General features: G+C 72.2%; 12 protein-coding genes. 4 read left to right on the top strand and 8 right to left on the bottom strand.

Annotated features, from left to right (window positions below; genetic code table 11):
- Positions 1–1,328: FGGY family carbohydrate kinase (locus tag E1294_RS29875; RefSeq protein WP_246083360.1), on the bottom strand; the 1,328-nt coding region annotated here is incomplete at its 3' end.
- A 61-nt stretch (positions 1,329–1,389) separates the two neighbouring features.
- Here E1294_RS29875 and E1294_RS29870 point away from each other — a divergent pair.
- Positions 1,390–2,190, top strand: coding sequence for a DeoR/GlpR family DNA-binding transcription regulator (locus E1294_RS29870; protein ID WP_132513897.1), 801 nt, complete (start codon positions 1,390–1,392; stop codon positions 2,188–2,190).
- A gap of 44 nt (positions 2,191–2,234) precedes the next feature.
- Here the strand turns inward: E1294_RS29870 and E1294_RS57400 are convergent, their stop codons facing one another.
- The 4 genes from E1294_RS57400 to E1294_RS29860 all read right to left on the bottom strand — a co-directional run bounded on the left by E1294_RS57400 (position 2,235) and on the right by E1294_RS29860 (position 5,308).
- Positions 2,235–3,089 carry a carboxyl transferase domain-containing protein gene (locus E1294_RS57400; RefSeq protein WP_281284534.1) on the bottom strand — a complete coding sequence of 285 codons (855 nt, stop codon included), beginning with the start codon at positions 3,087–3,089 and terminating at the stop codon, positions 2,235–2,237.
- Positions 3,061–3,279, bottom strand: a complete 219-nt coding sequence (locus tag E1294_RS57395; RefSeq protein WP_281284533.1) for a Clp protease/crotonase-like domain-containing protein — start codon at positions 3,277–3,279, stop codon at positions 3,061–3,063. The genes E1294_RS57400 and E1294_RS57395 overlap by 29 nt, the downstream gene beginning before the upstream one ends.
- Complete coding sequence (locus E1294_RS57390) at positions 3,276–3,767, bottom strand: carboxyl transferase domain-containing protein (protein WP_281284532.1); 492 nt, start codon at positions 3,765–3,767, stop codon at positions 3,276–3,278. The genes E1294_RS57395 and E1294_RS57390 overlap by 4 nt, the downstream gene beginning before the upstream one ends.
- A 233-nt stretch (positions 3,768–4,000) precedes the next feature.
- Positions 4,001–5,308: an SLC13 family permease gene (locus tag E1294_RS29860; protein WP_132513895.1), complete on the bottom strand. Its 1,308-nt coding sequence runs from the start codon at positions 5,306–5,308 to the stop codon at positions 4,001–4,003.
- Positions 5,309–5,413: 105 nt separating this feature from the next.
- Here E1294_RS29860 and E1294_RS29855 point away from each other — a divergent pair, with 105 nt between their 5' ends.
- Both E1294_RS29855 and E1294_RS29850 read left to right on the top strand, forming a co-directional pair.
- On the top strand, positions 5,414–6,040 hold the full coding sequence (locus E1294_RS29855) for a FadR/GntR family transcriptional regulator (RefSeq protein ID WP_132513893.1): 627 nt from the start codon (positions 5,414–5,416) through the stop codon (positions 6,038–6,040).
- 491 nt (positions 6,041–6,531) lie between these two features.
- Entirely contained in the window at positions 6,532–8,865 is a 2,334-nt protein-coding gene (locus E1294_RS29850) for a rhamnogalacturonan lyase (protein ID WP_132513891.1), read from the top strand.
- A gap of 132 nt (positions 8,866–8,997) precedes the next feature.
- On the opposite strand, the gene E1294_RS57810 is transcribed toward E1294_RS29850, so the two are convergent.
- The 3 genes from E1294_RS57810 to E1294_RS29835 all read right to left on the bottom strand — a co-directional run bounded on the left by E1294_RS57810 (position 8,998) and on the right by E1294_RS29835 (position 11,250).
- Complete coding sequence (locus E1294_RS57810; RefSeq protein WP_132513889.1) at positions 8,998–9,561, bottom strand: hypothetical protein; 564 nt, start codon at positions 9,559–9,561, stop codon at positions 8,998–9,000.
- A gap of 241 nt (positions 9,562–9,802) precedes the next feature.
- Complete coding sequence (locus E1294_RS29840; protein WP_132513887.1) at positions 9,803–10,540, bottom strand: ABC transporter permease; 738 nt, start codon at positions 10,538–10,540, stop codon at positions 9,803–9,805.
- A complete protein-coding gene (locus tag E1294_RS29835; protein WP_132513885.1) occupies positions 10,537–11,250 on the bottom strand; it encodes an ABC transporter ATP-binding protein in 714 nt (237 codons plus the stop codon). Before E1294_RS29835 ends, E1294_RS29840 begins: the two co-directional genes overlap by 4 nt.
- A 160-nt stretch (positions 11,251–11,410) precedes the next feature.
- Here E1294_RS29835 and E1294_RS29830 point away from each other — a divergent pair, with 160 nt between their 5' ends.
- A complete protein-coding gene (locus E1294_RS29830) occupies positions 11,411–12,616 on the top strand; it encodes a sensor histidine kinase (RefSeq protein ID WP_132513883.1) in 1,206 nt (401 codons plus the stop codon).

Genomic DNA, 12,616 nt, shown 5'->3' with positions numbered 1-12,616 from the left:
CCCTTTCCCCCTGCGCCCCACTCACCTGCGCCACGCCCTGCGCGGTCCGCCATGGTCCGCGCCTGGGAGTCATCGGGAGCAGCGATCAGGCCGAGGAGCCAGTCGAGCATGCCGCCGCTCGTCGGCAGGCCTCCGACCAGGACGGTGCCGGTGCCGTCGAGCGCGGGGTCGGCCGTGATTCCCAGGGCCAGACCGAGGCGCGGGTCCGGCCGGTGCGCCGCCGGTGCCAGGACCGCCTCCGCCGTGCCCATGGAGTCGGCCACGTGCCCGGGGCGGCGTACACCCGACGCCCAGGCCCCCACCGCGTGGTCGTGACCGGCGATCATCACGGGGATCCCGGCCGCCACCCCGCTCACCTTCACCGTCAGGCCGCCGACGGGCTCCACCGCCCGGGCCGTGGGTGCCAGCTGTTCGGGACGCAGGCCGGCCAGGGCGAGCAGGTCCTCGTCGTAGTCGCCGCGGACGACGTCGTAGCCGAGGGTGCGCGCGGCCAGCGTCTCATGGGTGTGCAGCTCGCCGGTGAGCGCGTACGCCACCGCGTCGGGCACGCTCGCCCACCACCGCATCGCCGCCAGCACGCCCGGCTCGTGCGCCCGCAACCAGAGCCACTTCGCCAGCGGCGCCTTCCCGTCCACCCACCGCCCGGTCCGCGCGTACACCACCGCCGCATCCCCGCCCCCACGCGACGTCCCGTCCCCGCCATCCGACACACCGCCACCCGACGCACCAACACCCGGCACACCACCGCTGCGCACCGCACCGCTGCCATCCGCCGCCTCGCCAACAGACGCGCCGAGGTCGCCGCCACGCGCTCCGGAGTCGCGGCCGCGCAGCCCGGGAACGTCACCACGCCGGCCGAGGTCGCCGCCACGCAGCCCGGGAACGTCACCGCGCTGGTCGGCATCGCCGCCGCGTGGGGCAGCGGGGTGGGCAGTGTCGCCGCCGGGCGTGGCGGGAGCGCCATCTCCCGAGCCTGGAGCGTCGGGGTGTGGGGGCGGGCCGTTCTCGTTCATGGGTGCAGTGGGGCCGCGGAGCGCGGCGGCTTCCTGGGTGCCGCGGGGGTCGTTCCACCACAGCAGCGGCGTGAGCGGGCGCCCAGAGGCGTCGAGGGGCACGCCGGTCTCGGCCATGCCCGTGATCCCGATCGCGTCAGGGCCGCGACCCGCGCGGGCGGCGCACTCCGCCAGGGCCTCCACGACGGCGGCCACGAGGGCAGGCAGGTCGCGCGGGGTCGGGCGGCGTACGGAAGTGACGCAGCCGCCCCCGTCGTCGAAGAAGCCCACCTTGACGTGGGTGGTGCCCACGTCGATCCCGCACAACAACGCCATGTTGTCACTATAAGTCCAAGAGTTGGCTGAAAAGCACCAATTAGTGGGGCATGATGGTCATATGAGCGAAATGGAGGCGAGCCTGCGCTACTCGTCGGCCCCGCACCGGCGCGAGGCGATCCTGCGCAGGATCGAGCTCGACGGATACGTCGCCTCCGCCGACCTGGTCACCGAGCTGGGAGTCTCCCCCAACACGGTCAGGCGTGACCTGCGCAGGCTGGCCGGTGACGGCCTGGTCAGGGCGGTACGCGGGGGCGCCGCAGCGGTCGACATGAGGGCCGACATGGGGGCCGACATCGATGCCACGCCGTTCACCGACCGCTCCGTTCAGGCGTCCGCCGCCAAGCGGGCGATCGCCGCCGCCGCCGTGCGCCACGTCGAGCCGGGCACCGCCATCGCCCTCGACTCAGGCACCACCACGCTGGAGATCGCCAAGCTCCTCCCCTCCGGGGCGAACCTCACCGTGATCACCCACTCGTTGCCCGCCATCGCCGTGCTCGCGCCGAGACCCGACATCACGCTCATCGGGGTCGGCGGCCAGTACGGCAGGGACACGCGCTCGTTCGGCGGGCCGGAGACCCTGGCGGCGCTGGAGCACATGAGCGTGCGCGCCCTGTTCCTGGCCGCCACCGCGCTCGACGGATCCGGCGTCTACGGGGCCACACCGTACGAGGCCGAGACCAAGCGCCGGCTCATCGCCATCGCACGCAGGACGATCGTGGTGGGCGACGCGCGCAAGTTCGCGCTGAACGCCCCGATCCGGGTGTGCGGCTGGGACGCGGCCGAGCTCCTGGTGACCGACGGCGTGCCGCCCGGGTTCAAGGGGGTCGGCGTCGAGTTCGCGTCACAGACCCCCGCCTGAGGACCCGTCTTTCCCCACCCGCCTCGACCAGCCTGCGGCCCGCGTCACGCGACCGCGTCGTCGGCTGCGGTCCCGGGTGCGGTGGCGGAGTGGCGCGTGTCGGCGGCGCTGCCGATGACCCGGTACCGGCGGAGCCGTTCGGTGAGCAGTTCCGGGCGGCGTATGTGCAGCAGGACGGCGAGTTCGCGTTCCAGTTCGCGCCCGACGCGGCGGCAGAACGCCTGCGGTTCCTCGGCGGCGTCCGGGTGTTCGGCGACGATCCGGTCGGCGATGCCACCGGCGAGCAGGTCGGCGGAGCGGACTCCTTGAGCGGCCGCGATGTGCGGAGCGTGCTCGACGTCCCGGTGCACGATGGCGCTGGCTCCCTCGGGAGGCAGCGGGGACAGCCAGCCGTGCTGGGCGACGAGCACCCGGTCGCACGGGATGAGCGCGAGCGCGGCGCCGCCGCCGCCCTGGCCGAGGAGAAGGGAGAGCGTGGGTGTGTCGAGGTCGACCAGGTCGGCCAGGCACCGGGCGATCTCGCCGGCGAGCCCGCCTCGCTTCGCCTCAGGTGACATGGCTGCGCCGGGGGTGTCGATGACGGTGACGAGCGGCAGCCCCAGTTCGCTCGCCAGCCGCATGCCGCGCCGGGCCACGCGCAGGGCCGCGGGCCCCAGCGGGCGCACCTCCTCCTGGTGGCGGCGGTCCTGGCCGAGGAGTACGCACGAGACGCCGCCGAAGCGAGCCAGCGCCAGCAGGAGCGCCGGGTCCGTCTCCCACGCCCCGGTGCCGTTCAGCGGCAGGACGTCGGAGGCGGCGTAACGGAGCACCTGCCTGACGCCGGGCCTGTCGCCTCGCCTGGAGATGGTGATCGACTCCCAGGCGGGGATGTCAGGAAACGGTTCCTGGGGCGCGCGCACGGCCTCGGGCGGGGGGTGGCGGGGCCAGCAGGACGCGCAGCGCCCGGTCGGCGGCCTCCGCCAGGTTCTGGGCGGGCAGCACGGCGTCGATCAGGCCGTGCCGGTGCAGGCTCTCCGCGACCTGGACGCCCTCGGGGAACGGCTGCCCGTGCAGGGCACGGTGGACGCGCGGGCCGAGGAAGCCGATCATCGCGCCGGGTTCCGCTGCGGTGATGTGGCCGAGTGAGGCCCACGAGGCCAGTACGCCGCCGAAGACCGGTCGCGCAGGTAGACGAGGTAGGGCAGGCCGGCGGCCTTGTGCCGGGTGATGGCGGCCGTCATCTTCACCATCTGCAGGAACGCCATGGCGCCCTCCTGCATCCTGGTGCCGGCCGAGGCGGGAGCGGCGAGGAGCGGCAGCCGCTGGGCGGTGGCCCGTTCCACGGCGGTCACGAGGCGTTCGGCGGCGGCCACCCCGATGGAGCCGGCCAGGAAGGCGAACTCGCACGCCACGACGGCGACGCGGCGCCCGCGCAGCAGCCCTTCCCCGGTGATCACGGCTTCGTCCAGGCCGGTCCGTTGCCTGGCGGCGGCCACGTCGGCGTCGCCGGTCGGGCCGAGGGGATCGTCCCAGGTGCGGTAGGAGCCGTCGTCGAGCACGAGTTCGATCAGGTCGGGTGCGGTCAGCCTGCCAGACACGCGCGGGTTTCCTCTTCGTCGGCGTTCAGCACGGGAGGTGCGGCATGGCCGCCGCGGGTGGTCTCCACCTCACCGTCCGGTCCGGCCGGATCGAAGAGCCGCGGGGGTGGGCCGGGCAACGCGACCCGGCCGGTGCCCGCGCGCTCGACGAGCGGACCCCGCGACCGGTCCGCGGCCAGGCGTACACCTCCTCCAGGTTTCGTACCCGGCCGGCGGGCCCGCGCCCTCACGGGTCATGACAGCCTGCCCGGCACGATCAGGACGAGCCAGCACAGCAGCGGCGCGGCGACCACGATGGTCATGCCCCACGTCATCAGGCGCTTGAACACGTCGTCCCGTATCGCCACGTCGGCGTTCGCGACGATCAGCGCGCCATTGGTGGAGAAGGGGCTGCAGTCCACCACGGAGGAGGAGATCGCCAGCGCCGCGACCATGCCGACAGCGCCGACCTGCCCGGTCTGCAGGAAGGGTACGGCGAGCGGGATCAGCGCGCCCAGGATGCCGGTCGTCGAGGCGAAGGCGGACACCACGGCACCGATCAGGCAGATCAGCAGGGCGGCCAGGAGTGGAGCGCCGACCTCGGCCACTCCGTCGCCGAGCCACTTCACCGTGCCCTGGTCCTGCAGGAGGGCGACGTACGTGACGATGCCGCCGACCAGGAGCACCGTACCCCAGCTGATCTTGTCGACGGCCCCGCGGGCGGCGGAGGGGAAGATCAGGGTCAGCACGACCGCAACCGCGAGAGCGAGGAAACCGATGTCGAGGTCGAAGACGAGCGCGCCCACCGCCAGCACGACCAGACCGATCAGCGTGAGCGACCGCTGCGCGTCGAGGCGGGGCAGGGCGTCGTCCACGGGGTCGTCGCCGCCGGAGCCGCCGCCGGAACCGCCCCCGGCGAGGCTCATGACCGCCGTCTTGGACGACTGCCGGTCGCGCTGCAGCAGCTTGGTGCCTCCGAGGGAGAGGAAGCCGACGAGGCTGATGAGAGCGCACGCGCCCAGCGCGCCACCGAACAGGACGGCCGCGTTGCCCGGCAGCTTGCTCTGGTCGACGACGCCGTTGGTGATCGCCCCGAAGATGCCGATCGGCGAGAAGCTCCCGCCGGTCGAGCCCTGCACCACCATCAGGCCCATCATCACCGGGTGGATCCGGTAGCGGGCCGCGAAGCCCATCGCCACCGGCGCCACGATGGCCACCGCGGCCGGGCTGGCGGCGCCGATCGCGGTGATCGCGGCGCAGACCGCGAACATCACCCACGGCATCAGGGCGACGCGGCCACGCACCGCGACCACCGCCCGGTGCACGATCCAGTCCACGGTGCCGTTGGTCTTGGCCAGCGCGAACAAGTACGTGACCCCGACCAGGATGACGAACAGGTTCGCCGGGAAGCCGCCGAGCACGTCGTCCACCTCCACGCCGAACACGGAGGTCCCCACGACGAAGGCGGCCACGAGTGCGAGCGCGCCCATGTTGATGGATCGGATGGTGGCCACTAAGAACACCAGTACGAGCACGACCAGCGCGATGATCTCCGCTGACATCGGCAGCTCCTCAGGGGGTCGGGCGCCTGGCCCGGTCAGGTGCGCCATTTTCAGATTGGCCTAGCCTCTGCTCCACTAAGGCGGGCTGTCAATAGACTGTCCCCCGTGACCAAGAAGCGCCCGCAGACCTCCGCCGTCCCAGGACGCCTGGAACGGCCGCGCCTGTATGTGCAGCTGGCCGATCACATCGCGCGCTTCATCGAGGCCCAGGGGCTCTCCCCCGGCGACCGCCTGCCGCCCGAGCGGCTCCTGGCCGCGGAGCTGGGGGTCAGCCGCGCGTCACTCAGCCGCGCCCTGGTGGCGCTGGAGGTTCAGGGCAAGGTCGAGGTGCAGCACGGCAACGGAGCCGTGGTGCTCGCGCCGACGCTCGAGGACGAGAAACCGGCCCTGTCGTCGTTATGGGCCGAGCGCGATCCCGCCGATCTCGCCCGGGCGCGGGAGGCCGTCATGTCGGGGCTGGCGCGCAGCGCGGCGGCACACCCCGACAGGAGCCTCCGGCTCGCCCTGCTCGACGCGGACGGCTCTCCGGTCCGCTTCTCCGACACCTGGCCCTGCGTACGCCGGCTGTCGGGGCCGAGCCTGCTGGCCGAGCTCGACGACCTGCTCGCGGAGGTGGCGCCGGTGGACGAATCCCAGTTCGTGGCCCATCGCCTGGTGGCTCTGGCCCGGGCAGTCGTGGTAGGCGACGAGGAGGCCGCCGCCTCCGCCTGCGCCGGCCTGTTCCGCCTCTGACGCCCCGTGCCCGGCAAAGGCCGGGCACGGGGCGTCATGGGGCAGCCACAAGCGTTGGGTCATGGACGCGGCAGGCTCGGTCATGGCAGTCATGGGAGCCACAGTCACCTGCGCCGGTGGCACGGTCGTGCCGGTCACGGCCACGGCAGGCACGACCTTTGCCGTGGCCGTGGCCGTGACCGAGACCGCGGGCGTGGGTGCGGGCGTGGGCGTGAAAGAGCGTGGTTGTGGCAGGCACGACCGTGGCGGGCGGCATGACTGTGGCGGGTATGGCCGAAGCGAACGAAGACCGACGACCGTAAGTTATGCGTTGCGACGAGTTATCAATTGACATCGGATAAGTCGCTTCAGTCAGCAAATCACCGTGCGAAACGCACCCTTGACAAATCGCCAGAGCGACAATAGCTTCCGGAATAATTATATCGATTTAATCCGCCAGGGTGCGGGGCAACCGCATCCATGCGGGCGTCACCCCGAGGGAGCCCGTGACCATGAGACCCCCCAGCAGCATCCGCCGCGCACTCATCACCTCCTTAGCCGCCCTGCTCTGCCTCCCCCTCACCGCGGCCCCGGCCGGCGCGGCGAGCGGGGGCGGCCACGGAAGGCCGGGCGCGGGCGTCCGGCTCGAACACCTCGACCGCGGCCTGGTGGCGGCCACGACCAGCGACGGGGTCTTCCTGAGCTGGCGACTGCTGGGCGACGAGGTGACGGGGCACGGCGACACCGGCATGAAGGGCCCCGCCTTCCGCGTCTACCGCGACGGCCGCCCCATCGCCACGGTCACCGACAGCACCAACTACCTCGACGCCGCCGGCACCCAGGCCTCGCAGTACCGCGTGGCCCCGGTTACCAAGGGCCGGGAGGGCCGGCGCAGCGCTCCGGCCACACCCTGGATTAGATCGTTTTACGATCTCAAGCTGCGGAAACCGGCCGACGGCGTGACGCCCGCGGGCGAGGCCTACACGTACACGGCCAACGACATGAGCGTCGGCGACGTGGACGGCGACGGCCGCTACGAGTACGTCGCCAAGTGGGACCCGTCCAACTCCAAGGACGTCTCCCAGCGCGGCTACACCGGCAACACCTACATCGACACCTACGAGCTCGACGGCACCCTGCGCTGGCGGCTCGACCTGGGCGTCAACATCCGTTCCGGCGCCCACTACACCCAGTTCTCGGTCTACGACTTCGACGGCGACGGCCGTTCGGAGATGATGCTCAAGACCGCCCCCGGCACGAAGATCATCCGGTACGGGAGCAGGGGTCAGGTCGTCTCCGAGCGTTACGTCACCATGCCGCGCCAGGACGTCAAAGCGGGTTACTCGCACCAGGACGACTATCGGATGAGCGCAGCAGACTATTTCGACCATGTTGTGAATATGTTCGCGAAATGGCACGAACACTCGGAGGTGGTCGCGAAACGCTGGCCGGCCACGTTGGAAGAGGCCTTCGGCATCGAACCGGCCCACGAATATCCGCTCTCCCATGAGGACGCCGTGGAGCTCGCCACCTACTTCGTCGACGTCTACGCGCCGGGCCGCAGCGGCAACAACCGGCTCCGCGAGTTCGAGGGCTTCGTCCTCACCGGCCCCGAATACCTGTCGGTGCTCGACGGCGCCACCGGCAGGGAGTTGCAGACGGTCCCCTACAAGCCCGGCCGCGGCGACGACGGGCTCGTGTGGGGCGACTACGCGATGTCCAGGATCGAGCCGGGCAACCGGGTCGACAGGTTCCTGTCCGCGGTGGCCTACCTCGACGGCAGGCGCCCGTCGGCGGTGTTCGCCCGCGGCTACTACACCCGCACCACGCTCGTCGCCTACGACTGGAACGGCCGGCGGCTGGAGGAGGTCTGGTACGTCGACAGCGGCCACGCCCCGATGGCGAACCCGTTCAACGCCTCACCCCACGGCGTCCCCGGCAGCAACCCGGAATATGCCGACCTGACCACGCAGGGCTTCCACTCGATGAGCGCAGCCGACGTGGACGGCGACGGCAGGCAGGAGATCGTCTACGGCGCCGCGACCATCGACGACGACGGCGATCTCCTGTACTCGTCGTTCGCCGAGGGCCCGCCGCAGAGCAGCGTGCCCGGGCAGAACGTCCGGCTCGGCCACGGCGACGCCATGCACGTGGGCGACTTCGACCCCGACCGGCCGGGCCTGGAGATCTGGACGGTGCACGAGGGCGGCGCGTGGGCGCCGTACGGATGGGCGCTGCGCGACGCGGCCACCGGCGAAGTGATCCACGGCGGCTACAGCGGCCGGGACACCGGGCGCGGCATGGTCGGCGACGTCGACCCGGCGATCCGCGGGGTGGAGTCGTGGTCGTCGATGCCCCCCGACCAGGAGATCCAGGCGGGCCTGTGGTCGGCCCGCGGCGAGCACCTGGGCCGCGGCACGCCCGGCACGAACATGAGCATCCGCTGGGCCGCCGACATGACCACGCAGCTCGTCAACGGCACCGCGACCACCGAGCTGCAGACGCCGACGATCGACGACTGGAGGCACGGCACGGTCCTCACCGCCGAGGGCACGCTGACGAACAACTGGACGAAGGGCAACCCGGGGCTGGTCGCCGACGTCTTCGGCGACTGGCGCGAGGAACTGCTGGTCCGTACGGCGGACGGCGACGCGGTGCGGATCTATCTGAGCACCGAGGTGACCGGCAGGAAGATGTACACGCTGATGCACGACCCGCAGTATCGCGCCGACGTGGCCCGGCAGCAGACGGCCTACAACCAGCCGGCCTACCCGAGCTTCTACTTCGGCTCCGACATCGACTGGTCGCGGGTCCCCGTGCCGGACATCCGCACGCCCAGGAGATAGGCACGGGGGCGCCGGGACGGTCTCACGCCGCCGTCAGTGGACGACGCCGCGCCGAGGTCGGTGCCGGGCACCCGGCGCACGTCGCGCGCCCCGGTCGTGATCGCCGCCGCGGTACCGGCCGGACGCGCCGGGTCAGGCGGGAAGCTTCACCGGGATCGGCGTGGTCACGGGCCGGGTGTCCTTCTCGGCCCACGCGCCGGTCGAGAACGCGACCGGGTGGTTCTTCTTGCCGACGCCGTCGCCCCACTTGGTGACGACGTAGTCGATCTTGATGTGGCCCTTGCCCCCGTTGTTCTCGACGCCGAGCGTCCCGGGGTTGAACGTGCCGCCGGTCAGCTCGGCGAAGGTCTTGGCGTCCAGGTCGAGCATGACCCCGCGGCTGGAGGGGTCTCCCGGGCCGCGGTCGCCGACGAAGAACGGCACCTTCTTGCCCTGGTAGATGACGTACCCCTCGGTCATGAGGGGCCAGCTGGGGCTGGCGGCCAGGCCCTTCTGCATGGGCTTGCCCGCGGCGGGCAGGCCGGTGTCGCCGGCCCGGCCGGAGGCGTCGTCCCAGAAGTACGACGCGGTCGTCGAGCCCTTGAGCATGGCCTGCTGCACGGTGCCGGAGTCGGCGTGCGCCGGAGCGGCGCCCATGGTCAGGGCGGTCGCGGCGGTCGTTGCCAGCATGGCGAAGGTACGCAGGCGAGCCGTCATGATGATGTCAGGTCCTTTGTTAGGGGACGATGGCAGTTCGCGCTCGCTTGGACGGACGTAGCCGGGCGGCACGCCATACGGGACGCTACGCGGAGCACGGGAGAATCCAGCGGAGGGATCCTTGGGTCCGGCGTCCCTCGCCGCGACTGCGCGGGCACGGGTCATCACCGGACCTGCACCAACGTAGCCCCTAAACAGGACAAAGGCAAATATATCACCACGAAACGGGTATAGATCTACCTCAGTCGACCTCTCTGCGCATCGTCCGCACCATGCCCGCGGCCATGGGAAGCACGATCCAGGCCAGCGCCGACACGGCCAGCCGGGCGGCGTCAGCGCCGGTCACGTCGCCGTTCACCAGCGGGATGGTGGCGGTGTTGAGGTCCAGCCACTCCATCGCGGCCTCCCCCGCGGAGCCCAACCGGCCCACGACACTCCAGATGACCGTGCTGGACAGGCAGGTCACGATCGCCGCGGGCGCGTTCATCAGCACCGTCCCCAGGGCCAGCCCCTGGGCGGTGAGCAGGACCGTCGTCGCCGTCCATCCCGCCAGGGCCGGCGGCGCGACCCGCCAGTCGGCCGGCACGCCCTGCGCCGCCGCGACGGCCGCCGTCACCGGCACCGCGACCAGCATCGCGAACGCGCAGGCCATGACGGAGGCGACCAGGGGCGGCAGGCACTTGGCCGCCATCACCCGCCCTCTGCGGGGTTCGAGCGTGAACGTGGTCAGCGCGGTGCGGTGACTCCACTCGCCGGTGACGGTGAGGATGGCGAGCACGGGAAGGAGGATGCCGAACACGATGCCGGCCGTCCCCGCCACGGTGTGGAGTTCAGGCCCCGAGACGACGCCCCGGCCGACGACGGCGCCGGCCGCCAGGGCGACCAGCACACCGGAGATGACCTTGCCACCGCGGGTGTCGAAGAGCTTGCGCGTCTCCACGCGCAGCAACGTCCGGAACGGGATGCGCCGGGTGTTCATGCCGGGCTCCTGTCGGCGGCGGCGGTCAGGTCGAGAAACGTCTGCTCCAGGCCACGGCCCTGGCCGAGCTCCGCCGGGGTGCCCTGGGCGAGCAGGCGGCCGCGCCCGATCATCACGATGCGATCGGCGACCTGCTCAACCTCGTGCAGCAGATGCGAGCTGAGCAGCACCGCACATCCCGAGCCGGCCAGGTCGCGCAGCAGCCCGCGCATCCAGTGGATGCCCTGGGGGTCGAGGCCGTTGGCGGGCTCGTCCAGGATGAGCGCACGGGGCCGGCCGAGCAGCGCGTGCCCGATGCCGAGCCGCTGCCGCATCCCCAGCGAGTAGCCGCCGACGGCCCGCCGCCCCTCCTTGCCGGTCAGGCCGACCAGCTCCAGGACCTCGTCCACGCGCGAACGCGGCAGGCCCAGCATCATCGCGCCGAGCGTCAGGACCTCCCGGCCGCTGCGGCCGGGGTGCTGGGCGGAGGCGTCGAGCAGCGTGCCCACCTCGTAGCCGGGGCGCTCCAGCTCGGCGTACGGCCGCCCGAGCACGGTGGCGGAGCCGGAGGTGGGGCGGGACAGCCCCGCCAGGATGCGCATGGCCGTCGACTTCCCCGCCCCGTTGGGCCCGAGGAACCCGGTGACGGAGCCGGCCGGCACGATGAAGGACACGTCGTCGAGCGCCTTCACGTCGCTGTACCTCTTGCTGAGGCGTTGAAATTCGATCATCACCACAGTCCATCGAAGGCGCGCCCGGCGTACATCGGACCTGGGTCCACGACGGGTGGCGGCCCGGCCACACCCGCCGCCCGGGGTGTAGACCGGGGTCTGCAGCGCGATGGACCCCGGTCCCTAACCGGTGCGGCGGCAGGTCCCTAGGCTGGTGGGCGTGCACGACGCCGACGAGCATCAGCCGCCCCTCGACAGACTGGGCGTCACGTTGCGCTACCTGTTCGCGGCGCTGCCGCTGCTCTTCTACGTCGTCATGCTGGTCCTGCTGTCGGGCCGCGGTGTGCCGATGCCGTATGGCTCGCTCGGCTGGGTGCTGGCCGACATGGGGCTGGGCGTGGCGGGACTGGTCCTCATGCGCTGGCGGCGCAGGTGGCCGTGGCAGATCGCCCTGGCCCTGGCCCTGCTGACCGCCGTCTCCACCACGGCGGGCGGGCCCGGGTGCGTCGCCTATATCTCGCTGGTCACGCACCGGCGCTGGCGCCAGATCGTGCCTGTGGCCGTGGTGACCTGTCTGAGCATGATCGTGTCGAGCCTGCTGGTGGGCACCTCGTTCACCACGTCCGCCATCGGCGCGGCGGCGGCGGGCGTCGTCGTCATCGCCGTCGCCACCCTCGTCGGCCTGTACGCGCGCGGCCGCCGTGACCTGGCGGCCTCCCAGCGGGCGGCGGAGGCGGCGGCCCAGCGGCAGCGGGTCGAGCGGGCCCAGCTCGCGGAGCGGCTGCAGATCGCCCAGGAGATGCACGACGTGCTGGCCCACCGGATCTCCCTGCTGGCGATGCTGGCCGGCGGGCTGGCCTACCGGAAGGACCTCACCCCCGAGCAGACCAGGGAGGCGGCGCTGGCCATCCAGGAGAACGCCCACCAGTCGCTCAACGAGCTGCGCGCCGTGCTCGGCACGCTCAGGCGCGACGGCGCCGCCACCGGCGGCCCGAATGGCGGCCCGAATGGCGGCCCGACCGGCGGCACCGAGGGTCCGCAGCCGACGCTGGACCATCTGGACACCTTGTTCGAGGAGGTGCGGGCGGCCGGGCAGCGGGTCGAGGTGGACGACACCATCGACTGCCGTGAGCGGTTGCCCACCCAGACGGGGCGGCACGCGTACCGGATCGTGCAGGAGGCGCTCACCAACGCGCGCAAGCACGCGCCGGGCAGCCGGGTGACGGCCGAGCTGGCCGGCCGGCCGGGCGAGGGGCTGCGCATCAGGGTGAGCAACCCGGCGCCGCCCGGCCCGTCGGCGGGGCCCGGCAGCCGGCTGGGCCTGGTCGGCCTGGCCGAGCGCACCAGGATGGCCGGCGGCACCATCAGCCACACCGTCCGCCACGGGCGGTTCATCCTCGACGCCCGGCTGCCGTGGGAGGCTTGA

The organism is Nonomuraea diastatica, from assembly GCF_004349015.1.
Lineage (GTDB): Bacteria > Actinomycetota > Actinomycetes > Streptosporangiales > Streptosporangiaceae > Nonomuraea > Nonomuraea diastatica.
Note: the sequence above shows the minus strand (reverse complement) of the source record. Positions and strands in the feature narration are given on the sequence as shown.

What these genes read in the sequence shown, in the direction of transcription:
- E1294_RS29860 (WP_132513895.1), bottom strand. Translation starts at nt 5,308, where the DNA reads ATGTCAGCGGAGATCATCGCGCTGGTCGTGCTCGTACTGGTGTTCTTA.
- E1294_RS29840 (WP_132513887.1), bottom strand. Translation starts at nt 10,540, where the DNA reads ATGAACACCCGGCGCATCCCGTTCCGGACGTTGCTGCGCGTGGAGACG.
- E1294_RS57810 (WP_132513889.1), bottom strand. Translation starts at nt 9,561, where the DNA reads ATGACGGCTCGCCTGCGTACCTTCGCCATGCTGGCAACGACCGCCGCG.
- E1294_RS29850 (WP_132513891.1), top strand. Translation starts at nt 6,532, where the DNA reads ATGAGACCCCCCAGCAGCATCCGCCGCGCACTCATCACCTCCTTAGCC.
- E1294_RS57395 (WP_281284533.1), bottom strand. Translation starts at nt 3,279, where the DNA reads ATGATCGGCTTCCTCGGCCCGCGCGTCCACCGTGCCCTGCACGGGCAG.
- E1294_RS29835 (WP_132513885.1), bottom strand. Translation starts at nt 11,250, where the DNA reads ATGATCGAATTTCAACGCCTCAGCAAGAGGTACAGCGACGTGAAGGCG.
- E1294_RS29870 (WP_132513897.1), top strand. Translation starts at nt 1,390, where the DNA reads ATGAGCGAAATGGAGGCGAGCCTGCGCTACTCGTCGGCCCCGCACCGG.